Source organism: Sphingomonas sp. Leaf208 (assembly GCF_001421415.1).
Lineage (GTDB): Bacteria > Pseudomonadota > Alphaproteobacteria > Sphingomonadales > Sphingomonadaceae > Sphingomonas.
Genome location: NZ_LMKH01000036.1, coordinates 1 through 24,512, shown reverse-complemented (window position 1 = coordinate 24,512; position 24,512 = coordinate 1). Strand labels below are relative to the sequence as shown.

Below are 24,512 nucleotides of genomic sequence, written 5' to 3'. Positions count from 1 at the left end.
TCGCAGTAACGAAGCGCTGACCGTGGTTAGCAACGTCCCCCAACTGGGCCCCGGCCTCCGCCGGGGTGGGGTTAAGGAGATGTGGTGGCTTATCCCAACAGAAGCTTGTTCCCCCGCGAAGGCGGGGGCCCAGACTGGACTCCCGCCTTCGCGGGAGAACAAGCAGTTCGCGGGGAAAGTCAGGCGGTCACCGAGAAAGCCGGTGCACCCTTCTTATGCGCCAGCGCAGACGCAATCGAAGTCACCCCACCAAACAGGAAACTGATCCCCAGCACATACCCCGGCAGCGTCAACGCCGACCAAGGCAGCGTCACCAGCACGATCACCGCCAGCAGAATATTCACCACCCCCAGCGCGATCATCAGCCCCTTGCCCCGTCGGAACCGCGCCCCAAGCCCGATCTCCAACGCGCCACGAACACCAAGCCAAATTGCAATCAGCAACGTCAGCGAGATCGCCCCCGTCGCCGGCTCGAACGCCATGATCAGCCCGATCACCAGCGACACCAGCCCGAACCCGATCGCATAGCCGCGCCCCTCGTGTCCCTTGCCGGCAAACCCGGACACGATCGACACGATCCCGGCCGCAATGAAGAACGCCCCGATCACCAGAGTCGCGGCATAGGTCGCGGAAAACGGCGACGCGAACGCCATGATCCCTAGCACCACCGACAGCACGCCATACGCCAGAATCCACCCCCAGCCAGCACCCGCACGAGGCGTTCCCGCAGCCGTGGTTTCGGTATCGGCAAAGTGCCCGCGTGGATCCGTCATGAAGAATGCTCCCAGATGTCTGCGCCGCAACGGCTCGTCGTGTCCGGGGTTCCAACCGGGCGCAACGCCGCTGGCCGAATCATGCGTCAACGCCTACCTAAATATGATGCCTCATTCCGGTTACGTCCCTCTCCGCGTTTTCTCCTGCTACACCATGCTCGACGGCGCCATCGATCCGAAAGCGATCGCCAAGCAGGCGCGTGCGCTGGGCTTCCCCGCCGCCGCGCTGACCGATCGTAACGGGCTCTATGCGGCAATGGCCTATTCGGACGCCGCCAAGAAGGATGGCGTCCAGCCCATCATCGGCGTCATGCTCGGCGTCGGTCGTCCCGACATGCCCGACGGCGTCGCCACGCAGTTCGACTGGCTCGCGCTCTACGCGCAGAACATGACCGGTTACGACAACCTCTGCGCGCTCGTCTCGATGGCGCATCTCGACCGTCCGATCGAGATGCCCGCGCATGTCGACTTCGCCGCGCTCGAACGCCACACCGACGGTCTGATCGCCTTGACCGCAGGCGGCGAGGGTGGCCTCGCCCGACTGTTCGCGGAAGGCCAGCCTGACCGCGCGCGCGCTTACCTGGACCGCCTGCAAGGGCTGTTCGACGACCGCCTCTACGTCGAACTCTCGCGCCGCAACGACGCGATCGAGACGGCGGCCGAAAACGACCTCATCGACATCGCCTATGAGCGCAACCTGCCGCTCGTCGCGACCAACCCGTGTTGCTTCACCGAAAGCGCGTTCGGCGATGCGCACGACGCCATGCTCTGCATCGCGCACTCGACCTATGTCGAGACCGAGGACCGCATCCGCAGCTGTCCCGAAGCCTGGATGAAGCCCGCGCTGGTGATGCACGAGATGTTCGCCGATCTGCCCGAGGCGATCGCCAACACCTTGGTCGTCGCACAGCGCTGCGCAGTGATGGCGCCGTACCGCAAACCGATCCTCCCCAGCCTCGCGGGCGATATCGAGGGCGAGGCCAAGCTTCTCCGCGACGACGCTGAAGCCGGCCTCGAAGCGCGTCTCGCCCGCATCGCCGAACTCCACGGTGAGGGCGAGGACGGCTGGCGCGACGTGTACCGCAAGCGCCTCGCGTTCGAGGTCGACGTGATCGTCCAGATGGGTTTTCCCGGATACTTCCTGATCGTCGCGGACTTCATCAAATGGGCGAAGGATCATGACATTCCCGTCGGCCCGGGCCGTGGTTCGGGCGCAGGCTCGGTCGTCGCCTGGTCGCTGACGATCACCGATCTCGACCCGATCAAGCTGGGCCTACTGTTCGAGCGCTTCCTGAACCCGGAACGCGTGTCGATGCCCGATTTCGACATCGATTTCTGCGAAACCCGCCGCGTCGAGGTGATCCGCTACGTCCAGGAGAAATACGGCCGCGATCAGGTCGCGCAGATCATCACCTTCGGGAAGCTGAAGGCGCGCGCGGTGCTCAAGGACACCGGCCGCGTGCTGCAGATGAGCTACGGCCAGATCGATCGCCTCGCGAAACTGGTCCCGAACCACCCGACCGACCCCTGGACGCTGGAGCGCGCACTCAACGGCGTCGGTGAACTGGCCAAGGAGTACGCGAACGACAATGGAGTCCGGAAGCTCCTCGATCTGGCGATGAAGCTGGAAGGCCTGCCCCGCCACTCCTCCACCCACGCCGCCGGCGTGGTGATCGGCGACCGCCCGCTCGCACAGCTCGTGCCCCTGTACCGTGACCCTCGGTCCGACATGCCCGTCACGCAGTTTGACATGAAATATGTCGAGGGCGCCGGCCTCGTGAAGTTCGATTTCCTCGGGCTGAAGACGCTGTCGGTGCTCCAGAAGGCGGTGCAACTGCTCGCCAAGCGTGGCGTGACGGTCGATCTCGAGGCGCTCGAATGGGACGACACCGGCGTCTACGCGCTGCTGCAAAAGGGCGACACGGTCGGCGTGTTTCAGCTCGAATCCGAAGGCATGCGGCGCACGCTGTCCGCAGTGCGGCCGTCCAATTTCGGCGACATCATCGCGCTCGTATCGCTCTATCGACCGGGCCCGATGGACAACATCCCCTCGTTCGGCCGCCGCAAGAACGGCACCGAGGCGATCGACTACCCGCACCCGCTGCTCGAACCGATCCTGTCGGAGACCTATGGGATCTTCGTCTACCAGGAGCAGGTCATGCAGGCCGCGCAGGTGCTGGCCGGCTTCTCGCTCGGCGGCGCCGATCTGTTGCGCCGCGCGATGGGTAAGAAGGTGAAGGCCGAGATGGACGCGCAGCGCGCGGGCTTCGTCGAGGGCTGTCTCACCGTCAACGGCATCAAGAAGGCCGAGGCCAACGCGCTGTTCGACTTGATCGACAAGTTCGCCGGCTACGGCTTCAACAAGAGCCACGCCGCGGCCTATGCGCTGCTCGCGTACCAGACCGCATGGCTGAAGGCGCACCACCCGCACGAATTCTTCGCGGCCTCGATGTGCTACGATTTGCACCAGACCGATAAGCTCGCGATCTTCACCGACGACATGCGCCGTCTGGGGATCACCGCGCTGCCGCCCTGCATCAACGCGAGCCAGGCCGAGTTCGATGTCGAGGTTTTGCCCGACGTCGAGGAGAACAACCTCGCGGTCCGCTACGCCCTCGGCGCGCTGAAGTCGGTTGGCGAAGGCGCGATGGAAAAGCTCATCGTCGAGCGCGTCCAGAACGGTCCGTTCGCCGGCCTCGACGATCTCGCCAAGCGCGTCGACCCGCGCCTCCTCAACAAGCGCCAGCTCGAAACGCTCGCCGCCGCGGGCGCGTTCGACGGCCTCGATCAGAACCGCGCCGGCATCCACGCCACTGCCGAGACGATCCTCGCGATCGCCGCGCGCACGCACGAACAGAAGACCAGCGGGCAGGGCGGCCTGTTCGGCGACGCCGAACCCGCGGGCGACGCGATCAAGCTCCCTCCCTCGGTCCGCTGGACGCTCAGCCAGCGCATGGATCAGGAGAAGGAAGCGTTCGGCTTCTATTTCTCCGCGCACCCGGTCGATCGCCATCGCCACATCGCGGTCAGCCACGGCGCCCGCGCCTACACCGCGCTGTCCGAGCTCAACATCCCCGATGACGGCAGCCGCGCCGGCGCGACGATGGCGGTGCTGGTCGAGGACGCCCGCTACCGCACCTCCGCGCGTGGCAAGCGCTTCATGATGGCGCAATGCTCCGACGCCAGCGGCCAGTTCATGGCGACCTGCTTCGACGACCAGGTCTCGAAGGATCTCGAAGAGGCAGCAAAGGCTGGCGGCTGCGGACTCATCACCGTCGAACTCGACCGCAAGCCCGGCGAGGACACCCCGCGCGTCAGCATCAAGCGCATCCAGCCGTTCGAGGGCCTCGCCAACCTAGCGCGCTTCCAGGTGGTCGTGACGATCTCCGACATGGCCGCGTTCGCCGGCCTCGCCTCGCTGCTCGCCGAACACCGCGGCGCGCGCGGCGAGGTCCGCGTGCGCGCGCCGACGCCCGACGGCGAGGTCTGCATCCTGCTCGGCCGCGACTTCCTGCTCGACGGAGAGCTTGTCGAGCACATCGAGTCGTTGCACGGTGTCGCCAAGGTGGAGATGAAGACCTCGGAAACGAGGCTCGCTCTGGTCGGATAACGAGCTTGGGAGAGCGAGAATGCTTGGTGGAATGCAGGATTTCGAGCTTCGTGTTCCCCGCCTGATAGACCACGCGGCGCGGGAGCATGGCGCGAGGGAACTCGTCAGCTACTGGGCCGACGGTCGCGAGACACGCACCGACTGGGCCGGTATCGCGCGCGACGCCCGCAAACTGGCTCAAGCGCTCGAAAAGCTCGGCGTAGCGCCCGGCGACCGGGTCGCAACGCTGGCGATGAACCACGCGCATCACCTCGTCGCCTGGTACGGTACGATCGGCATGGGCGGCGTCATCCACACGATCAACCCGCGGCTGTTCGACGAGCAGCTCGTCTACATCGCCAACCACGCCGAAGACCGCGTGATGCTCTACGACAAGGCGTTCCAGCCGCTCGTCGATCGCCTGCGGGGGCAGTGGGGCAGCATTCGGCATTACGTCTGCTTCGACGATCTCGGCCCCGACGGCTTCCAGGCGCTGCTCGACGCCGAGGACGGCGACTATGAGTGGGTCGAGGGCCCGGAGCGCGAGCCGTGCATGCTCTGCTACACCAGCGGCACCACCGGCAATCCCAAGGGCGTGCTCTATACGCACCGCTCGACGCTGATCCACGCGATGGCCGAGGTCGCGCCGTGGGTGTTCGATCTCTCCCCCAACGCGGTCGTGCTTCCCGTCGTGCCGATGTTCCACGCCGCCGCCTGGGGCCTGCCGTTCGCCTGCGCGCTGTCGGGGGCGAAAGTCGTCTACTCCGCGGTCAACGATCCCGCCGTGCTGTGCCGCCTGATGAACGACGAGAAGGTCACGCACTCCGCCGGCGTGCCGACCGTCTGGCTGGCGATGTTCGGCCACATGGACGCCTCGGGTGACGCGCCGCGCTACCTCAAACAGGTGACGATCGGCGGTTCGGCCGCCCCCCGCGCGATGATCGAGCGGATCATGGGGATGGGCGCCACGGTGAAGCACCTCTGGGGGATGACCGAAACCTCGCCGATCGGCACCGCGGGCTTCAACCCGCCGCACTGGGACGACATGACGCACGACGAAAAACTCGACCTCGTCGGCAAACAGGGTAGCGTCCCCTTCGGCATAGAACTCCGCATCATCGACGACGAGGGCGTCGTCCTCCCCCGCGACGGCTCGATCGCCGGCCGGTTGCAGGTTAGCGGCCCCTGGGTCGTCCAACGCTATTTCGGCGCCGACGAGGACGCAGTCGACGGTGAAGGCTGGTTCGACACCGGCGACGTCGCGATGCTCCACGCGGACGGCACGATGCAGATCACCGACCGCTCGAAGGACGTCATCAAGTCCGGCGGCGAATGGATCAGTTCGGTCGACCTCGAAAACGCAGCGGTCGGCTGTCCGGGGATCGCGGAGGCAGCGGCGATCGGCATCTACCACCCGAAATGGGACGAGCGTCCTTTGTTGCTGGTGGTCCGCAAGCCGGGCAGCGAGGTCACCGAACAGGCGATCCTCGACCACCTGGCCAAGCACGTCGCCAAATGGTGGCTCCCCGACGCGATCGTCTTCGTCGAAGACCTGCCGCACACCGCGACGGGCAAACTGCTCAAGACCGCACTCCGTGAACGCTTCAAGGATTTCGCGCTCGCCGCCGCCTGATCAATTCGCTCAGGCCCGTTCATGGCCGACGCCTCGTGCGATACTAGGCCGCGCGGGGCGTCCGCTTTGCTTTCCTGATCCGCGGCTCGACGATCATGTCCGCCGCCGCCTTGATCTCCTGGCGAAGCTCGTCGCGCTTCTCGTGGATCGAGGCGATCACCGGCCCCATCGCCACGCCAAGATCGACGAGCACAGCTTCGGCCAGTTGCAGCGAACTTTCCAGCGTCTCCGGCACGGCGTCGGTTACGCCGGCGCGGTACAGTTCCGCCGCATGCGCCGTATCGCGCGCGCGCGCGACGATCGGCAGGTCTGGTGCCAAAGCTCGTACCCGCCGCGCAAGCCGAACCGTCAGCACCGGGTCGTCCATCGTCAGGATTAACGCCTTGGCGGTATGCAGCTTCAATCGTTCGACCAGTTCGGGGCGGGCGACGTCACCAAACAATACCGGGTGGCCCAGCATGCGGGCCTCTTCCACTGAATCGATATCCGCCTCGACCGCGACGTATTTCTGCCCGTGGACGGCCAGCATGTCCGCGACCATGCGGCCAACCCGGCCGAAGCCGATGACGACCGTGCCGGGGCCGTCGTCATCGATCTCGATATCCCCAGCATCGGCCGTCGAGCGGCTTTCGAGCTGGCGCGAGACGGTGCGGCCGAGCTTGGCCAGCAACGGCGTGATCGTCAGGCCGATCGCCGTAACGGTCTGCCAGAAGGACGCCGTCGAAGGGAGGATCAGCTGCGCCTGCGCCGCCGTGGCGAGTACGATCAGCGTGGTCTCCGACGGGCTTCCCATCAGCAGGCCCGTTTCGGCCGCGACCCCGCGCCGCGAATTGGCGACGCGCAGGAACAGGAACGTGACGATCGCCTTGGTCGCAACCACGCCGCTCACCGCGAGCAGCAGCGAAGGCCAGTTCTGCCCGATCAGGCGCAGGTCGAGGCTCATGCCGACGGTAATCAGGAACACGCCGAGCGCGAGGCCCTTGAACGGCGCGGTGATGACCTCGACCTCGCTGTGATACTCGGTCTCCGCGATCAACAGCCCGGCCAGCAGCGCACCAACGATAGGCGACAGCCCCGCGGCTGTGGTCGCTACGCTAGCAACGATCACCACTAGCAGCGACGCGGCGAGGAAGAGTTCGGGACTCTTGGTTCGCGCGGCTTGGCCGAACAGCCGGGGCAGGACGATCCGACCGCCGATATACATCGCGACCACGGTCAGCCCACCGCGTAGCGCGACGCCGGCGATATTCGACCAGCCGTCCGCGCTCGCGGTCGGGGCGAGTGCACCGAGCACGAAGATGATCGGGACGAGCGCCAGATCCTCGAACAACAGCATAGCGAAGGCACCACGCCCGACCGCACCCGTCGTGCCCACAAGTGGCAGGACTAATGCTGTCGAGGAGAGCGCGAGCGCGAACCCGAGCCCCATCGCGCCCGCCCATTCCTGGCCGATGAAGTGCAGCGCCGTGCCGATGATCAGCGCCGAGCCGATGAGTTCGGCGGCGCCGGTGCCGAACACCAGTCGCTTCATCGACCATAACCGCTTGAACGAGAGTTCGAGGCCGATCGAGAACAACAGCAGGATGATCCCAAATTCGGCGAACGGTTCGATCGATTCCGGGTTGGAGATGGTCAGATAATACAACCACGGCGCGGAGCCGGTGAGCGAGCCTAGCCCGGCGGGGCCGACCAGCAGGCCGACCAGGATGAAACCGATAACCGGGCTGACCCGGAACCGCGCGAACGCGGGAATGACGAGGCCCGCCGCGCCGAGAATGACGAGCGCGTCGCTGAAACCTTGATTGTCGAGCCGTAATGCCATGGCAACACACTAGGCACAGTCGATGCGAGTTATAAAGATATTAGCTTGGGTTCGGTGAAAGTCTGCCCTCAGCGGTAAGCACGTACGGTTTCAGCTGCCGGGGGTGGTCATGTACGGCGTTCGCAGTGCAGCTCGCAGCCGGGTCTTTTCGATACGGGAAAAGCACACCTGATCGGAAATGTTGCCGTTGATCACATGATAATGGTCGCCGTCCTCACCGACGTACAGCGCCACATGTCCGCCACCAGGTCGTATGAACGTTAGAACGTCGCCCAGCATGGGTTGCCCGGCGCGCTCTCCGAACTTGCCCCAGTTCAACGCCCATAGCGGATCGACGGGGGGTGTCTTTCCAGCCCTTCGCGCGACCAACGCCATGAACAGCCCGCACCATGGTACGGAGTCGGCGGTGTATGTCTTTTCGACGGAGCCGCCAACTTCCTTTGCCCAGCCGATAATGACGCTGTTGTTCGCGGAGCCCGGCGTCTCGAGTATGCCGACAAGCGCTCGCGACTCGACGATGATGCGCGGAAGCGTGCCGAGGCCATCCAGCCACGCATAGTTGTTCTTGTCGATCGGCATGAAATGGTCCCCCAAGAACAGCGAACGCAAAGCAAAACCCAGGGCGATCATCTCGCCCTGGGTCCAGCATCGTCACAGTCGTATCGGGAGTCCAGGAAGACCTGGTCGGATACGGGTGCCAGATCAGGCCCAGTTGGCCATTTCGGTTTCGAGGTTCGAGCGGACCTGCTCGAAGAACTGCTCGGTCGTCATCCAGGGCTGGTCGGGGCCGATCAGGATCGCGAGATCCTTAGTCATGTGGCCGTTCTCCACCGTCTGGACGCAGACGCGCTCGAGCGTCTCGGCGAACTTCGTCACGTCGGGCGTGTCGTCGAACTTGCCGCGGTACTTCAGGCCGCCGGTCCATGCGAAGATCGACGCGATCGGGTTGGTCGAGGTCGCCTTGCCCTGCTCGTGCATGCGGAAGTGACGCGTGACGGTGCCGTGCGCCGCCTCGGCCTCGACGGTCTTGCCATCCGGGGTCAGCAGGATCGAGGTCATCAGGCCTAGCGAGCCGAAGCCCTGTGCGACCTGATCCGACTGAACGTCGCCGTCGTAGTTCTTGCACGCCCAGACGAACTCGCCGTTCCACTTCAGCGCGGATGCGACCATGTCGTCGATCAGGCGATGCTCGTAGACGATGCCGGCTTCCTTGAACTTGTCCTTGAACTCGGCCTCGAACACCTCGGCGAACAGATCCTTGAAGCGGCCGTCATAGGCCTTGAGGATTGTGTTCTTCGTCGACAGGTACACCGGCCACTTCAGGTTGAGACCGTAGTGCATCGAGGCGCGCGCGAAATCGCGGATCGAATCGTCGAGGTTGTACATCGCCATCGCGACGCCCGCCGACGGGAACTGGAACACCTCGCGGTCGATGACCTGGCCGTCGTCGCCTTCGAAGACGAGACGCAGCTTGCCCGGACCCGGGATCAGATAGTCGGTCGCGCGATACTGATCGCCGAATGCGTGACGGCCGACGACGATCGGGTGCGTCCAGCCCGGGATCAGGCGGGGCACGTTCTTGATCACGATCGGCTCGCGGAAGATGGTGCCACCGAGGATGTTGCGGATCGTGCCGTTCGGCGACTTCCACATCTTCTTCAGGCCGAACTCGGTGACACGCTGCTCGTCGGGCGTGATCGTCGCGCACTTCACCGCGACGCCGTGCTTCTGCGTGGCGAGCGCGCTGTCGATCGTGACCTGATCGTCGGTCGCGTCGCGATGCTCGACGCCGAGATCGTAATAATCGAGCTGGATATCGAGATACGGCTTGATCAGGCGCTCGCGGATCCATTCCCAGATGATCCGGGTCATCTCGTCGCCATCGATCTCCACGATCGGATTCTTTACCTTGATCTTCGCCATATCCGGGTCCTTCGGGGGAGGGGGTTGGGGAGCGTCTAGGGGAGCATGCCGCGGCGATCAACCACTGGCCAACCGTTGGTGCTGCAAGGAAAAGCCGGTTCATCGTTGTATCGCGCGTCCTGCACGGATAGACCCGCAGGTTATGGCATCGCTCGACAAGCCGCCCGTCACGACCTCCACGGTCAAATGGCGATTTCCCGCAGTCCATCCAGAGGGCCACAAATACGTCGCGATCGCGACCGGCATCACGCTGCTGCTGACGATCGTCAGCCACGTGCTGTTCTGGCCAATGGTGGGCGTCGTGATCTGGGTCGCGACGTTCTTCCGCGATCCGATCCGCACGACTCCTCAGGGCGAAGGCCTGATCGTCGCCCCCGCAGACGGGCTGATCACGATGATCCAGCGCGTACCGATCCCGCGCGAGCTCGCCGGCGAGAACGGTCTCGGCGATGCGCCGCTGGTCCGCGTGTCGATCTTCATGTCGGTGTTCGACGTGCACATCAATCGCACGCCGATCGCCGGTACGATCCGCCAGGTGGTCTACATTTCGGGCAAGTTTCTTAACGCGGACCTCGACAAGGCGAGCGACGAGAACGAGCGCCAGCATTTTGTCGTCGAAGATCGCAACGGCATGCGGATCGGCTTCACGCAGATCGCCGGCCTGGTCGCGCGCCGCATCCTCGGCTTCGTGAAGGCCGGCGACATGGTCGCGGTCGGCCAGCGCATCGGCCTGATCCGGTTCGGCAGCCGAGTCGACGTGTACCTGCCCGACCACGTCGTGCCGCAGGTCTGCCTCGGCCAGCGCAGCATCGCGGGCGAGACCGTTCTCGGCCGCGTCGGTGGCGTTCCAGTCGGCGGTATCGCCCAGTGATCAATCGCGACGGGATCGACGACGACTCGATCGAAGAGCGAGGCCGTGGCCGGTTCGGTCGCACGCGGCGTGCACCGCGCGGACTTCCTCTGCGCGCCGTCGCCCCCAACGCCGTTACCGCGCTAGCCCTGTGTTCAGGTCTGAGTGGCGTGCGGTTCGCGATCGGTGGACAATGGGAAAGCGCCGTCGCGATGATCATGGTCGCGGGCGTGCTCGACGGCCTGGATGGTCGGATTGCCCGGATGCTGCACGGTGAAAGCCGGTTCGGTGCCGAACTCGATTCGCTGTCCGACGCGATCTCGTTCGGCGTTGCACCTGCCCTAATCGTCTATCTCTGGTCCCTGACGGCTTTGCCGCGCGTCGGCTGGATCTGTTCGTTGATCCTCGCCGTGTTCTGCGCGCTGCGTCTCGCGCGCTTCAACGCCAAGATCGACGAGAGCCACCAGCCGCACAAGTCGGCGGGCTTCCTCACCGGCGTTCCGGCTCCGGCGGGCGCAGGGCTGGCCCTGATGCCGATGTTTTTCTGGTTTTGGACCGACGAGCCCAAATTCGCGTCACCGTACTTCGTGGCGCCTTGGGTCGCGTTCGTCGCGTTGCTGATGGTGTCGAGTATCGCCACCTATTCGTGGAGTTCGGTCAAACTCCGCAGCAACATCCGGTTCGAAGCCATCGCGCTCGTCGTGCTGCTCGGCGCCGCCATCGTGAGCGCGCCGTGGCATACGCTCAGCATCATCTGCGTGCTCTACCTACTCTCGATGCCATTCAGCATCGCGAGCTACGCCAAGATCAGGCGGCAGCGTTCCAGCGGCGGGCGGGCACCGGAGCCGACGTCGAGGCCCAACGCCTGACCGCGATCCGGCGCTCCGCAACCGCCAGCGTGCGGAGCGGCTGGAACGCGGGTTCGACGTTGCCCATCGCGAGGCGGACGATACGGTCCCACTGCGGCGCGATCGACGAGACGATCATCATGCCCGCGACCGCGAATGCACCAGCAAAAACCATGAAGCTCAGAACCAACATCACGTCCGCCTTCCTATGAGTTGCGAACAAATTCCTAATATCCGCAAACACTTGGTCAGAAACATCGTTCCACTCGTCGCATTTCGAATCCCGTCATGCCGGGGTGATTCTGCGCCGAGTCGAACATCTGTTCCCCTCTGAGCCCTTTATGTTCTCATTGCGTTCCATGAGTCAAGCGGCCCTTGTGCGATTGCTTTTCGAATAGAGCCACGCTAAGGGCCGCGCCTCTAACCCCGCATGGGAGGCATCATAGCCCGGTGCGTCACGGTCATTCGGCCACGACGTCATCCGCTTCCCAGAGGCACAACCGGAAGGATATATCCCTATGGCGGCTCCAGTCGTCTCCATGCAGCAGCTCATCGAAACGGGCGCGCATTTCGGCCACCAGACTCATCGGTGGAACCCCAAGATGAAGCCTTACATCTTCGGTGATCGTAACGGCGTCCACATCCTCGACCTTTCGCAGACCGTGCCGCTGTTCGCGCGCGCGCTCGAATTCGTCTCGTCGGCTGTTGCCGGTGGTGGCAAGGTCCTGTTCGTCGGCACCAAGCGCCAGGCGCAGGAGCCTGTCGCAGACGCAGCGCGTCGTTCGGGCCAGCATTTCGTCAACCATCGCTGGCTGGGCGGCATGCTCACCAACTGGAAGACTATCTCGGGTTCGATCAAGCGTCTCAAGACGCTCGAGGAAATGCTGTCGGGCGACACCGTCGGCCTGACCAAGAAGGAAGTCCTTCAGCTCACCCGCGAGAAGGACAAGCTTGAGCTTTCGCTCGGCGGCATCCGTGACATGGGCGGCATTCCCGACGTAATGTTCGTGATCGACGCGAACAAGGAAGAGCTGGCGATCAAGGAAGCCAACACGCTGGGTATTCCCGTCGTCGCGATCCTCGATTCGAACGTGTCGCCGGACGGCATCGCCTTCCCGGTTCCCGCGAATGACGACGCAGCCCGCGCCATCCGCCTGTACTGCGAGGCGATCGCGATCGCAGCGACGCGCGGCGGCCAGGAGCAGCAGCGCCGCACCGGTGCCGACATCGGCGCGATGATCGAGCCGCCGAAGGAAGAGGCGCTGAGCGCAGACCCCGTCGTCGAGGCTTCGGCCGACACGACCGAGACTGCGGCGAACGCCGATATCGCTGCCGAGCTGGCAGCCGAGGGTGAGCGCCAGATCGACGCATAAGCGTCGTCGCCGAACCGTCATGCGGGCGGGGTAGGGCGAAAGCTCTGCCTCGCCCGCAACCATATTCAGACCTAAAAAGGATTAGAGACATGGCCGATATCACGGCAGCAATGGTCAAGGATCTGCGCGAGAAGAGCGGCGCGGGCATGATGGATTGCAAGAAGGCGCTGAGCGAGAATGCCGGCGACATGGAGCAGGCAATGGATTGGCTGCGCACCAAGGGGCTCGCGGCCGCTGCCAAGAAGTCCAGTCGTACCGCGGCCGAGGGCCTGGTCGGCGTCGCCGTGTCGGGCACCAAGGGCGCAGCGGTCGAGGTCAATTCGGAGACCGATTTCGTCGCCAAGAACGACCAGTTCCAGTCGTTCGTCCGTGACGTGACCCAGATCGCGCTCGCAACCGGCGGCGACATCGAGGCGCTGAAGTCGCAGGCGATGCCATCGGGCAAGACGGTCGAGGAAGTCCTGACGAACAACGTCGCGACGATCGGCGAGAACCAGTCGCTGCGCCGCTCGCGCACGCTGGAAGTCAGCAAGGGGGCGGTCGTTCCGTACATCCACAATGCAGCGGCTCCCGGCCTCGGCAAGATCGGCGTTCTCGTCGCGCTCGAGTCGGAGGCTTCGGACGAGGTTCTCCAGGCACTCGGCAAGCAGCTCGCGATGCACATCGCAGCCGCGTTCCCGAAGGCATTGAACGAAGCCGACCTCGACGAGTCCGAGATCGAGCGCGAGCGCGCGATCGCGACCGAAAAGGCCGCCGAGTCGGGCAAGCCTGCCGACATCATCGCCAAGATGGTTGAGGGCGGCATCGCCAAGTACCGCAAGGAGCATGCTCTGGTCAGCCAGCTGTTCGTGATGGACGGCAAGACCAAGATCTCCGACGTCGTTGCCAAGGCCGGCAAGGATGCGGGTGCCGAGATCAAGCTGGTGGACTATGTCCGCTTCCAGCTCGGCGAGGGCATCGAGAAGGAGCAGTCCGACTTCGCAGCCGAGGTTGCTGCTGCTTCGGGCGTGCCACAGGCGTAAGCCGACTTCCTCCCTAGCCCCTACGGGGAGAGGGAAGGGGCCCGCGGCCGCTTGGCCGTGGGAAGGGTGRGGGGAGTGGTTGGGTCTCGAACCTCACTCTCCCTCATCCGGCCCTGCCGGGCCACCTTCTCCCCGAGGGGAGAAGAATTATAGGGCAGCCTCAGCGCTGCTCCGTCATCCCCGCGTAGGCGGGGATCCATATACTCCGGCGCCGGTGATGCATCAAGACGCCAGCCAGTATGGGTTCCCGCCTCCGCGGGAATGACGATAGTTCTCCGTTGCGTTCCTTTGCAAACGACAATTTTCCGTCTCATCTCCATCCAGTTTCGATGCACGCGCCGCACAGCGCTTCACATCCCGGGCCTCGCCGCCTAAGGTCCGCGCCGCCCCGCCAATCAAAATTCGAGATTTATGACGCCTCCGCGCTACAACCGTATCCTGCTGAAACTGTCGGGCGAAGTCCTGATGGGGCCGTCGGGTCTTTCGATCGATCCGACCTTCACCGCGCGCGTCGCGCAGGAGATCGCGGACATCAAGGCGAAGGGCTACGAGATCTGCATCGTCGTCGGTGGTGGCAACATCTTCCGCGGCATGGCAGGCGCCGCACGCGGCATGGACCGCGCGACCGGCGATTACATGGGCATGCTCGCGACCGTGATGAACGCGCTCGCCGTGCAGAACGCGCTGGAGCAGATCGGCGTTGACACGCGCGTCCAGTCGGCGATCCCGATGGCGTCGGTGTGCGAGCCGTTCATCCGCCGTCGCGCCGAGCGTCACCTCGAAAAGGGTCGCGTCGTGATCTTCGCGGCGGGGGTCGGTAGCCCTTATTTCACCACCGATTCGGGCGCCGCTCTGCGTGCTGCCGAGATGAAGTGCGATGCGCTGTTCAAGGGCACTTCGGTCGACGGCGTCTATAACGCCGACCCGAAGACGCACCCGGACGCAGTGCGCTACGAAACGGTCACGTACAGCCGCGTGCTGTCCGACGATCTCAAGGTCATGGACGCGAGCGCGATCGCGCTGTGCCGCGACAACAACATCCCGATCGTCGTCTTCAACATCCGCGAACCCGGCAATCTCGCCGCGGTGTTGGCGGGTGATGGCGTGTCGACGATCGTCCAGAACGAGCAGGAGCTTTAAGATGGCTGCATACGACAAGACCGACCTCGAACGCCGCATGGCGGGTGCCGTCGAAGCGCTGAAGAGCGATCTCGCAGGCCTGCGCACGGGCCGCGCGTCGACCGCGCTGCTCGATCCGGTGATGGTGACGGTGTACGGCTCGTCGATGCCGCTGAACCAGGTCGCGACCGTGTCGGCGCCCGAGCCGCGGATGCTGTCGGTGCAGGTCTGGGACAAGTCGAACGTCGGCCCGACCGACAAGGCGATCCGCTCGGCCGGCCTCGGGCTCAACCCGATCGTCGACGGCCAGACGCTGCGCCTGCCGATCCCCGACCTCACCGAGGAGCGCCGCAAGGAGCTCGCCAAGCTTGCCGGCCAGTATGCCGAGAAGGCGCGCATCGCGGTCCGTAACGTCCGTCGCGACGGCATGGATTCGCTCAAGGTCGACGAGAAGAAGGGCGTGTTCGGCGAAGACGAGCGCAAGCGTCACGAGACCGAAGTGCAGAAGCTGACCGACAGCATCATCGCCGAGCTCGATGCGACGGCGACCGCCAAGGAAAAGGAAATCCTGGGCAAGTGAGATTGCAGGCCTCCTCGGCCGCGCCGCTCGCTGCTGTTCCTGTGGGCGCCGTTCCTGCAGGCGGGGCGGTGCCGCGTCATGTCGCGATCATCATGGACGGCAATGGTCGCTGGGCGAAGAAACGGTTCCTGCCGCGCTTCGCCGGGCACAAGGCCGGCGTCGAGGCGGTGCGCAAGGTGACGCGGGCGGCTCGCGCGATGGGGATCGAGGCGCTGACGCTGTACGCGTTCTCGTCCGAGAACTGGCGGCGTCCGGCCGAGGAGGTCAGCGATTTGATGGGGCTGCTGCGGCATTTCATCCGCAGCGATCTCGACGAGCTCGCGCGCGAGAATGTCCGGCTGCGGGTGATCGGCGATTACCGCAGCTTTTCGCCCGATCTGGTGGCGATGGTCGATGATGCGATCGCGCGGACGGCGGGCAATACCGGGCCGATTCTGGCGATCGCGCTGAATTATGGCGCGCATGCCGAACTGGTGGGCGCGGCACGGCGTCTGGCGGAGCGCGCGCGCGATGGTGCGCTGGATCCGGCGAGCATCGATGAGGCGACGATCGAAGCCGAGCTCGACACGCATGACCTGCCGCCACTGGACCTAATGATCCGGACGTCGGGCGAGCAGCGTCTGTCGAACTTCCTGTTGTGGCAGGCGGCGTATGCGGAACTGCTGTTCGTCGACACGCTCTGGCCTGACTTCGACGCCGCCGCGCTCGCCGATGCGGTCGCGGCGTTCGGCCAACGCCAGCGCCGCTACGGTGGTCTGTGAGTCTTACCGACCCTGAAAAGGCGCCCGACCAGGCGCTGCGCACGCCGTCCAATCTCCAGCTCCGGATGATCGCCAGCGTCGGCATGATCGCGGTGGCCAGCCTTGCGCTGACGCTCGGCGGGATCGCGTTCTGGGTGCTTGGCGTGGTGGCCGCGCTGTTCATGATGGCGGAATGGTCGATGCTCCAGGGCGCCGACGCGAAGACCAAGCGGATGACGCAGTTCGCGCTCTCGGTGCCGCTCGCACTGATGGCGCCGGCGTCGCTGATCCTCGTGATCCACGATTTCTTCACGCTGGGCCTGCTCGTGGGGGCGGCGTTCTTCGTCGTCATCACGACGCGCAGACCCAAGCTGGCGCTGGGCATCATCTACTGCGGCCTCCCGGTGTTCGCGCTGATGATCATCCGGCGGCAGGAGGAGGGCATCCTTTTCACGCTGTGGGCGCTGTCGTTGGTGTGGGCATGCGATATCGGCGCGTTCTTCACCGGGCGGACGCTGGGCGGCCCGAAGCTGGCGCCGGTGATCAGTCCTAACAAGACGTGGTCGGGGCTGATCGGTGGCGTCGTGGTGGCCAGCGCGGTCGCAGCCGTGTTGCATATGCAATATGGCCTGCCGACGCGAATGACGCTGGCGACGCCGGTACTCGCCGTGCTCGCGCAGATGGGCGATCTCTACGAGAGTTGGTTGAAGAGAGTGGTAGGCGTGAAGGACAGCGGCAATATCCTGCCCGGCCATGGCGGCGTGATGGATCGCCTCGACGGCCTGGTCCCGGTCGCACCGGTCGCGGCGTTCCTCGTCTTGCTGCCGCACTTCTACGCATGAAGAGCGTCACGATTTTGGGGGCTACCGGCTCGGTCGGCACCTCGACGCTCGACCTGATCGAGCGTGAGCCCGATCGGTTTCGCGTCGTCGCGCTGACCGCCAATTGCGACGTGACCAAGCTTGCCGCCGCGGCGATCCGGACCAAGGCCGAGTTCGCCGTCGTCGCGGACGAGCGCTGTCTTCCCGAGCTTCGTGAGGCGCTGGCCGGCACGGGGATCCGCGCAGGCGGCGGTGTCGAGGCGATCGTCGAGGCGGCGTCTTCGGGCGCGGACTGGACGATGGGCGCGATCGTCGGTTGCGCGGGTTTGAAGCCGGTGATGGCGGCGATCGAGCAGGGTGGTACCGTCGTGATCGCCAACAAGGAGCCGTTGGTTTCGGCCGGCGATGTGATCCTTGCGGCGGCCAAGCGGACCGGCGCGATTCTGTTGCCCGCAGATTCCGAGCACAACGCGATCTTCCAGTGCTTCGACGCGAGCCGGCCCGAGCGCGTGCGGCGCATCATCCTGACGTGCAGCGGCGGGCCGTTCCGCGACTGGACGACCGAGCAGATGCGCGGCGTGACGCTCGAACAGGCGGTCAAGCATCCCAACTGGTCGATGGGCGCGAAGATCTCGGTCGATTCGGCGACCTGCATGAACAAGGGCCTTGAGCTGATCGAGGCCGCGCGGCTGTTCCCGATTGCGCACGACCGGATCGAGATCGTCATCCATCCGCAGTCGGTGATCCACAGCCTCGTCGATCATGTCGACGGGTCGGTGCTAGCGCAGCTCGGGCCACCCGACATGCGGACGCCGATCGCGCATACGCTCGCCTGGCCGGACCGGATGGCGACGCCGATGGCGCCGCTCGACCTCGTCGCGATCGGCCGACTCGACTTCGAGGCACCCGATCCGGTCCGCTTCCCCGCGTTGCGGCTCGCCCGCGAGGCGCTCGACGCAGGTGGCGCTCGACCCGCAATTCTCAATGCCGCCAACGAGGTAGCGGTCGAGGCCTTCCTGCAACGGCGCATCGGCTTCCTCGAAATTGCCGCAATCGTCGAACATACGTTGTCGTGTTATGACCCGGCCGCGCCGGACAGCGTCGATGCCGTGCTGGCGATCGATGCCGAGGCGCGGATCTTGGCGGGCGAGCGTGTGAAGGATTACGCGGTTTGATCGAAACACCCGGTGTCCTGCTGACCATATTGTCGTTCGCTGCGGTGATCGGCCCCCTCGTGTTCGTGCACGAGATGGGACATTACCTCGCCGGGCGCTTTTTCGGGATCAAGGCGGATGCCTTCGCGATCGGCTTCGGCCACGAGATCGCGGGCTTTACCGACAAGCGCGGCACGCGGTGGAAGTTCGGTTGGCTGCCGCTGGGCGGTTACGTCAAGTTTGCCGGTGATATGAACCCGGCGAGCCAGCCCTCGGCCGAGTGGCTGTCGCTACCCGCCGAAGAACGCCAGCGTACTTTCCAGTCCAAGCCGGTATGGCAGCGCGCGATCGTTGTCGCAGCCGGCCCGGTCGTCAATTTCGTCGTCGCGATCCTGATCCTTGCCGGCTTTGCGTTCGCCTATGGCGACATCCGGATGCCGCCGATCGTCGGCGGCACCGTTCCCGGTAGTGCCGCCGCAGCGGCAGGCCTGCAGGCGGGCGACCGGATCACCGGCATCGGCGGCCGGTCGGTCGAGACGTTCGACGATCTCGCCCGCTACGCCCGCATCCGCGCTGGCGAGGGCACGCGCATCGACGCACAGCGTGGTGGCCAGACGCTGTCACGCAACATCGTCATCGGTACCGAACTACAGCGCGATCGCTTCGGCAACGAATATCGAATCGGTCGTCTCGGCATCGCCGGCAGCAAGCCCGTCATCGTCCCCGTCAGCCTGATCGAGGCACCGGTCGTGGCGGTGAAGCGAACCGGCGAGATCGTGTCGATGATGGTCGAGACGCTGGGGCAGGTCATCACCGGGCGTCGTTCGGTCAAGGAGCTCGGCGGGCCGCTCAGTATCGCCAAGGTGTCGGGGGAGCAGATGTCGCTCGGCCTCGACGCCTATGTCTTCCTGATCGCGCTGGTGTCGATCAATCTGGGGTTCATCAACCTGCTGCCAGTGCCGATGCTCGATGGAGGCCATTTGTTCTTCTATGCGATCGAAGCGGTGCGCAGGCGCCCGGTCGAGCCGCAGGTTCAGGAATGGGCGTTTCGAGGCGGTCTTGCGGCAATCCTCGCGCTGATGTTGCTCGTGACCTTCAACGATCTCGGCAATTTTGGGCTGTGGAAGAACTTGGCCGGCTTGATCGGCTGACGACGATAGGGCAGGGCGGGCGCGCCTTGTATGTGCACGTTTTTAAGGTGGGTTTGGTGACAGCGATCAACGGTTACGATTTCGCGCGTAAGGGCGCCCTGCTGCTTGCAGGAACGATCCTGTCGGGCGTTCCCGCCTTCGCGCAGACGGCACCCGCCGCCTCGCCTTCCGCTGGGCCTTCTACCGCGCCTGCCGGAACGGCGACGCGTAACGGTGCGACGCGAGTCGCTCCGCCGGTAGTAACGCCCATCGGCGCGCCGGTATCCGTGCGGACGATAAAGACTTTGCGTGTTGAGGGATCGCAGCGCATCGAGGGCGAGACGGTGCTCAGCTATACCAAGCTGCGCGTCGGCATCCCCTACACCGCCGAGACGCTCGATCAGGCGCTGAAGGATCTCCAGGCCAGCGACCTGTTCGCGGATTACTCGATCGCAGGTGTCGAGGACGGCAACATCGTTCTCCGCGTGCGTGAGAACCCGATCATCAACCGCGTGATCATCGAGGGCAACAAGGCGCTCAAAAGCGACAAGATCACTAAGGAGATCAAGCTCGCGCCCCGCCAGATATTCACGCGCACCGCAGTCCGCCAGGATATCGCGCGGATCATCGAGCTGTATCGTCGCCAAGGCCGCTTCGCCGCGGTGATCGATCCAAAGATGGTCAACCTCGACCAGAACCGCGTCGACGTGGTGTTCGAGATCAGCGAAGGGCCGAAGTCGAAGGTCCGCCAGATCAACATCCTCGGCAACGAGGTTTTCTCGGACGACCAGATTCGCGGGCAGATGGCGACCAAGCAGTCCCGCCTGTTCCGCCTGCTCTCGTCGGCGACCAGCTACGATCAGGATCGCCTGTCCTACGATCAGCAGAAGCTCCGCCAGTTCTACCTGACGCAGGGCTATGCCGATTTCCGGGTGACGTCGGCGGTCGCCGAGCTGACGCCGGACAAGAAGGACTTCATCATCACGTACGTGGTGGAGGAGGGCAAGCGCTACAAGTTCGGCGATGTCACCGTCGACAGCCAAATCCGCGACTTCGACAACACCAAGCTGGCGGCCACGCTGCCGCTCAAGAAGGGCGACTGGTACAACGCCAAGCTGGTCGAGGACTCGGTTGACAACCTTAGCCAGACCGCGGGCCTGTTCGGTTACGCGTTCACCGAGGTGAACCCGGAGTTCCAGAAGGACGCCGAAACGCTGACGATGGGGATTAATTTCAACATCGCCGAAGCCAAGCGTACCTATGTCGAGCGGATCGACATCAATGGCAATACGCAGACGCAGGACAAGGTCGTTCGTCGCGAGATCCGTTTGGCGGAGGGCGACGCGTTCAACAGCTTCCAGGTGAAGCGTTCGCAGGATCGCATCAACTCGCTCGGGTATTTCGCCGACAAGATGGAGATCAAGCAGCTACCGGGCTCCGCGCCCGACCGCGTGATCCTCGAAACCAACCTCGAAGAGAAGTCCACCGGCGAGCTGCAGCTGTCGGCGGGCTATTCAAGCCTCGAGCGGTTCATCATCCAGGCGAACATCACGCAACGCAACTTCCGCGGCAAGGGCCAGGAATTGCGCGCGGGCGTCAACTATTCGAGCTACTCGAAGTCGATCGAGCTGGGCTTCACCGAGCCGTACCTGTTCGACAAGAACATCGCAGTCGGTGGCGACATCTTCCGCCGCGACTATAACTCATTCAACTATGTCGGCAACGATCGCCAGACCAATTATTCGCAGGTCTCGACCGGCTTCCAGCTTCGTGCCGGCGTGCCATTGACTGAATTTTGGTCGCTTTCGGCACGCTATGGTCTGTCCTACGACGAGGTTAGCCTCGACAGCCAATATCTGAACGCAAACGGTTCGTGTAACCTCGAAGTGGCGGGTCGATATCTGTGCGAAGCGATCGGTAATCGTTGGACGTCCTCGGTCGGCTACTCGATCAGCCGAGATACGTTGAACAGCCGCCTCCGTCCTACCGCTGGGTCACGTTTTTCGTTCAGCCAGGATTTTGCCGGGCTGGGTGGGGATGTGAAATATCTGCGTACGCGGCTCGAGGGCTCGAAATATGCCAACCTCGGCAGCGGGTTTATCGGATCGATCGTCGCAGAAGGTGGGTACATCCATCCCCTCGAGAGCAGCCCAGGCCCCGGTCGGGACCCGATCCGTATTACCGATCGCTTCTATCTCGGTGAGCCACAGTTCCGCGGCTTCGACATTCGAGGCGTAGGCCCCCGTGTGTTGCGCGCCGGCTACGTGATCGCCGCCGATGGCTCGCAGTCGGTCCAGACCGATCGCGACCAGATTCAGGACGATGCACTCGGTGGTCGTGCCTATTACCTTGCGCGTGCCGAAATCGAGATCCCGTTGGGATCCGGTGCACGCGAACTCGGTCTGAGGCCGTCGATCTACGCACAGGTCGGTAGCCTGTTCGGTATCAAGAAGCCGCTTCCGACGTTCAATTATGATCAGGCAAAAAGCGCGGCCGGCGCGTTGCTGTTCAATGCGGATGGTTCGCCGACGTTGCTGCAAAACCAGTATAAGGACAGCGGGGGCAATCCGCTCTACTTGACCCCAGAGGTTCCGGCGACTGCGACGACGCCAGGCATAGCGTCTGTTCAGACGATCTGTCCTGCAGGCGTGATAGCCGCTGGGGCGACGACGTGTTCTGGTACAACCGCCAATGCGCGGTATCTCAACCCGAGCATCTATCAGGAAACGTTCCTGGGCAACTCTGCCAAACCGCGTCTGTCGGTAGGTATCGGTGTCAACTGGAACTCGCCATTCGGTCCCCTCCGGATCGATCTCGCCAAAGCCTTGCTCACCCAGAAGGGTGACGACCCCAAGCTTATTACTTTCAACGTAGGGACACAGTTCTGATGACGACGTTCAAGACGCTTCTCCTCGCCGCAGCGCTCGTTGCGCCTGCTGCCATGACCGCGACCGCTGCTGATGCACAGGTTTCGGGCATCGCCGTCGCCGACGCGCAGGGTGCGATCGCCAACTCGAAGGCCTGGAACGCCGCGCGCGCCCAGATCGAGACGACCTACAAGGCACAGCTCGACCAGGCCGAGACGCGCCGCCAGGCCGTGGCTCGCGAGCTCCAGCCGCTTGTCACCGCGTTCCAGACCGCACAGCGTGCACCCGGCGCGACCGACGCGTCGCTGCGTCCGCAGGCTCAGGCGATCCAGACGCGTGAGACCGCGGCGAACCAGGAGCTTGCTCGCCTGACGCAGCCCGCTCAGCGCGCGCAGCAATACGCGATCGAGCAGATCCAGGCGAAGCTCAGCGACGCCGTGACGGCCGCGGTTCGTGCCAAGAACGTCAGCCTGTTGCTGCGTCCCGAGGCCGCGCTGTTCGCACAGCCGACTGCCGACATCACGCCTGCGATCACGACCGAACTTGATCGTCTCGTGCCGTCGGTCAGCACCGCAGTGCCGGCAAACTGGCAGCCGAACCAGCAGGGTGGCCAGCAGCAGCAGGGCGCTGCGCCGGCTCCAGCCGGGCGTGCACCTGCCGCCACGCGCACGCCGCAGGGTCGTTAAGTCATACCGATGAGCGAGACTGTGAACGACACGGCAAAGGCTAGCCTGGGTCCGCTCGATATCGGGCGCGTCATGGCCGCGTTGCCGCATCGCTATCCGTTGCTGCTGGTCGATCGTGTCGAGGATCTGATCCTCGACACGTCGATCACCGCGATCAAGGCGGTGTCGATGAACGAGCAGTTCTTCCAGGGGCATTTCCCTGGACGCCCGATCATGCCGGGCGTGCTGATCGTCGAGGCGATGGCGCAGGCGGCGGGGATTCTCGCCGTCGAGTCGCTGGGTCTCGCGGGTTCGGGCAAGCTCGTTTATTTCATGGCGATCGACGGGGCCAAGTTCCGCAAGCCGGTCGAGCCGGGCGTGTTGCTCAAGCTCGAAGTGACGTTCGTCCAGAAGCGCAGTTCGGTGTGCAAGTTCGCCGGCCGCGCGCTGGTCGACGGACAGTTGGTGGCCGAGGCGAACTTCACGGCGATGATCGCCGACCCGCCGAAAGCCTGATGTGAGGCTCTAGCCTCGCATTGTTGTAAATTCGGGCGCGTCCGTGTACGGGCGCGCCTTCCTTTTCAGGCTGGTCGGAACCAGCCACATACGGAGAATTCCCATGAAGGCCGATACGCACCCTGATTATCACATGATCACTGTCCAGATGACCGATGGCAGCAAGTACCAGACTCGCACCACCTGGGGTAAGGAAGGCGATGTGATGACGCTCGAGATCGATCCGCTCGCGCATCCGGCGTGGACCGGCGGCCGTGGCACGATGCTCGATACCGGCGGCCAGGTCGCGCGCTTCAATAAGCGTTTCGGTGGCGGTCTCACGCTTCGTAAGTAAGCTAAAGCCCCGGAATGGATTGATACTAATTCATTCCGGGGCGTTTTATTAAGACGGCGTTAGGGATCGACGGCTAAATTTGGACTCGCAAGGACGAGGACCCCATGTTCGCCGCCGACTTCGAACCCGCAGAGCGTAAGTCCCGGCGCAGCGCCCTTCGCGCTCCCGTTTCGCTCGATGTCCGGATCGGCAAGACCGGCCGCACTCTTTGCAGAGTGATCGACATCTCGATCCACGGTGCACGACTTCAAACCTATTCGGCGCTCAAGCGCGGTACCAGCATCTGGCTCAACCTTCCGCAAATCGGGCAGGTCGTTGCCGAGGTAATGTGGGCCGATGACTACACGGCGGGTTGCAAGTTCCACACTCCCCTGCCGGCGTCCGTATTCGAAGCGCTGGTCGCTACGGCGTCTTCAACCTGACGCGTTGCTGAGTGGACGTGCCGCAGTCCGCCGCATTTCTCCTCAGGTGAGCTTCAGGCCTGATCGAACGTGAGCGCTCGATCGGTCTGCCTCGTCTGGGGAGGGGGTTCTGCCTCGACATGCAGCTGGTCTGCACTGGCAAGGACAGCCTTCGCTCAGAACGCGATCGTGACAAACCATCGCCCCGGCACGAGGCGAGAGGGCGTCGCAGGAAGCCTCGCCTTTAATTTTCCAAAAACTGACCTCAAACTGTAAAAAAGCGTTTGACGGTATCGGGAGGTGGCCCTAGAGGGGTGTCACCGCAGCGAACGGCCACACGGTCTGGTTGGTG

The 24,512-nt window shown here is 64.3% G+C and carries 22 protein-coding genes; 17 read left to right on the top strand and 5 right to left on the bottom strand.

Annotated elements, in window-relative coordinates; all coding sequences use genetic code 11:
- Nucleotides 1–179 precede the first annotated feature (179 nt).
- A complete protein-coding gene (locus ASE69_RS17690; RefSeq protein ID WP_056489542.1) occupies nucleotides 180–773 on the bottom strand; it encodes an HdeD family acid-resistance protein in 594 nt (197 codons plus the stop codon).
- A gap of 106 nt (nucleotides 774–879) precedes the next feature.
- Here ASE69_RS17690 and dnaE point away from each other — a divergent pair, with 106 nt between their 5' ends.
- Together dnaE and ASE69_RS17680 are read left to right on the top strand one after the other, a co-directional pair.
- Entirely contained in the window at nucleotides 880–4,383 is a 3,504-nt protein-coding gene (gene dnaE / locus ASE69_RS17685; protein ID WP_056490240.1) for a DNA polymerase III subunit alpha, read from the top strand.
- A gap of 19 nt (nucleotides 4,384–4,402) precedes the next feature.
- Nucleotides 4,403–5,995 carry a long-chain fatty acid--CoA ligase gene (locus ASE69_RS17680; RefSeq protein WP_056489540.1) on the top strand — a complete coding sequence of 531 codons (1,593 nt, stop codon included), beginning with the start codon at nucleotides 4,403–4,405 and terminating at the stop codon, nucleotides 5,993–5,995.
- A 43-nt stretch (nucleotides 5,996–6,038) separates the two neighbouring features.
- On the opposite strand, the gene ASE69_RS17675 is transcribed toward ASE69_RS17680, so the two are convergent.
- From ASE69_RS17675 to ASE69_RS17665, 3 genes are all read right to left on the bottom strand, one after another.
- Nucleotides 6,039–7,817, bottom strand: a complete 1,779-nt coding sequence (locus ASE69_RS17675) for a cation:proton antiporter (RefSeq protein ID WP_056489538.1) — start codon at nucleotides 7,815–7,817, stop codon at nucleotides 6,039–6,041.
- Nucleotides 7,818–7,907: 90 nt separating this feature from the next.
- A complete protein-coding gene (locus ASE69_RS17670) occupies nucleotides 7,908–8,447 on the bottom strand; it encodes a TIGR02594 family protein (RefSeq protein ID WP_235518955.1) in 540 nt (179 codons plus the stop codon).
- A gap of 72 nt (nucleotides 8,448–8,519) precedes the next feature.
- A complete protein-coding gene (locus ASE69_RS17665; protein ID WP_056489536.1) occupies nucleotides 8,520–9,740 on the bottom strand; it encodes an NADP-dependent isocitrate dehydrogenase in 1,221 nt (406 codons plus the stop codon).
- 142 nt (nucleotides 9,741–9,882) lie between these two features.
- Between ASE69_RS17665 and ASE69_RS17660 the strand changes: the two genes are divergently transcribed.
- Both ASE69_RS17660 and ASE69_RS17655 read left to right on the top strand, forming a co-directional pair.
- The gene (locus ASE69_RS17660) at nucleotides 9,883–10,611 is read left to right on the top strand and encodes a phosphatidylserine decarboxylase (RefSeq protein ID WP_056489534.1); all 729 of its coding nucleotides are present in this window, start codon (nucleotides 9,883–9,885) and stop codon (nucleotides 10,609–10,611) included.
- 29 nt (nucleotides 10,612–10,640) lie between these two features.
- Complete coding sequence (locus ASE69_RS17655) at nucleotides 10,641–11,459, top strand: CDP-alcohol phosphatidyltransferase family protein (RefSeq protein ID WP_235518993.1); 819 nt, start codon at nucleotides 10,641–10,643, stop codon at nucleotides 11,457–11,459.
- Here ASE69_RS17655 and ASE69_RS17650 read toward each other — a convergent pair.
- Entirely contained in the window at nucleotides 11,398–11,631 is a 234-nt protein-coding gene (locus ASE69_RS17650) for a hypothetical protein (protein ID WP_056489532.1), read from the bottom strand. The genes ASE69_RS17655 and ASE69_RS17650 overlap by 62 nt on opposite strands.
- A gap of 325 nt (nucleotides 11,632–11,956) precedes the next feature.
- Between ASE69_RS17650 and rpsB the strand changes: the two genes are divergently transcribed.
- From rpsB to ASE69_RS17585, 13 genes are all read left to right on the top strand, one after another.
- Nucleotides 11,957–12,811, top strand: coding sequence for a 30S ribosomal protein S2 (rpsB, locus tag ASE69_RS17645; RefSeq protein WP_056489530.1), 855 nt, complete (start codon nucleotides 11,957–11,959; stop codon nucleotides 12,809–12,811).
- An 89-nt stretch (nucleotides 12,812–12,900) separates the two neighbouring features.
- Nucleotides 12,901–13,833 (top strand): translation elongation factor Ts, encoded by a 933-nt coding sequence (gene tsf / locus ASE69_RS17640; RefSeq protein WP_056055945.1) that lies wholly within the window; start codon nucleotides 12,901–12,903, stop codon nucleotides 13,831–13,833.
- 411 nt (nucleotides 13,834–14,244) lie between these two features.
- Nucleotides 14,245–14,973: a UMP kinase gene (gene pyrH / locus ASE69_RS17635; protein ID WP_056489528.1), complete on the top strand. Its 729-nt coding sequence runs from the start codon at nucleotides 14,245–14,247 to the stop codon at nucleotides 14,971–14,973.
- Nucleotide 14,974: 1 nt separating this feature from the next.
- A complete protein-coding gene (gene frr, locus ASE69_RS17630; RefSeq protein ID WP_056055952.1) occupies nucleotides 14,975–15,532 on the top strand; it encodes a ribosome recycling factor in 558 nt (185 codons plus the stop codon).
- Nucleotides 15,533–15,534: 2 nt separating this feature from the next.
- Entirely contained in the window at nucleotides 15,535–16,293 is a 759-nt protein-coding gene (locus ASE69_RS17625; protein ID WP_082453220.1) for an isoprenyl transferase, read from the top strand.
- A gap of 65 nt (nucleotides 16,294–16,358) precedes the next feature.
- Nucleotides 16,359–17,114, top strand: coding sequence for a phosphatidate cytidylyltransferase (locus tag ASE69_RS17620; protein ID WP_056490233.1), 756 nt, complete (start codon nucleotides 16,359–16,361; stop codon nucleotides 17,112–17,114).
- Nucleotides 17,111–18,268: a 1-deoxy-D-xylulose-5-phosphate reductoisomerase gene (locus ASE69_RS17615; RefSeq protein ID WP_056489527.1), complete on the top strand. Its 1,158-nt coding sequence runs from the start codon at nucleotides 17,111–17,113 to the stop codon at nucleotides 18,266–18,268. The genes ASE69_RS17620 and ASE69_RS17615 overlap by 4 nt, the downstream gene beginning before the upstream one ends.
- Entirely contained in the window at nucleotides 18,265–19,398 is a 1,134-nt protein-coding gene (gene rseP / locus ASE69_RS17610; RefSeq protein ID WP_056489525.1) for an RIP metalloprotease RseP, read from the top strand. Before ASE69_RS17615 ends, rseP begins: the two co-directional genes overlap by 4 nt.
- 53 nt (nucleotides 19,399–19,451) lie before the next feature.
- Nucleotides 19,452–22,265 (top strand): outer membrane protein assembly factor BamA, encoded by a 2,814-nt coding sequence (bamA, locus tag ASE69_RS17605; RefSeq protein WP_056490230.1) that lies wholly within the window; start codon nucleotides 19,452–19,454, stop codon nucleotides 22,263–22,265.
- Nucleotides 22,265–22,930: an OmpH family outer membrane protein gene (locus ASE69_RS17600; protein ID WP_056066013.1), complete on the top strand. Its 666-nt coding sequence runs from the start codon at nucleotides 22,265–22,267 to the stop codon at nucleotides 22,928–22,930. The genes bamA and ASE69_RS17600 overlap by 1 nt, the downstream gene beginning before the upstream one ends.
- 9 nt (nucleotides 22,931–22,939) lie before the next feature.
- Nucleotides 22,940–23,425 (top strand): 3-hydroxyacyl-ACP dehydratase FabZ, encoded by a 486-nt coding sequence (gene fabZ, locus ASE69_RS17595; protein ID WP_056066017.1) that lies wholly within the window; start codon nucleotides 22,940–22,942, stop codon nucleotides 23,423–23,425.
- A 103-nt stretch (nucleotides 23,426–23,528) separates the two neighbouring features.
- Nucleotides 23,529–23,759, top strand: a complete 231-nt coding sequence (gene rpmE / locus ASE69_RS17590; RefSeq protein ID WP_055880673.1) for a 50S ribosomal protein L31 — start codon at nucleotides 23,529–23,531, stop codon at nucleotides 23,757–23,759.
- A 104-nt stretch (nucleotides 23,760–23,863) separates the two neighbouring features.
- Nucleotides 23,864–24,181 (top strand): PilZ domain-containing protein, encoded by a 318-nt coding sequence (locus tag ASE69_RS17585; protein ID WP_056489523.1) that lies wholly within the window; start codon nucleotides 23,864–23,866, stop codon nucleotides 24,179–24,181.
- Nucleotides 24,182–24,512 lie beyond the last annotated feature (331 nt).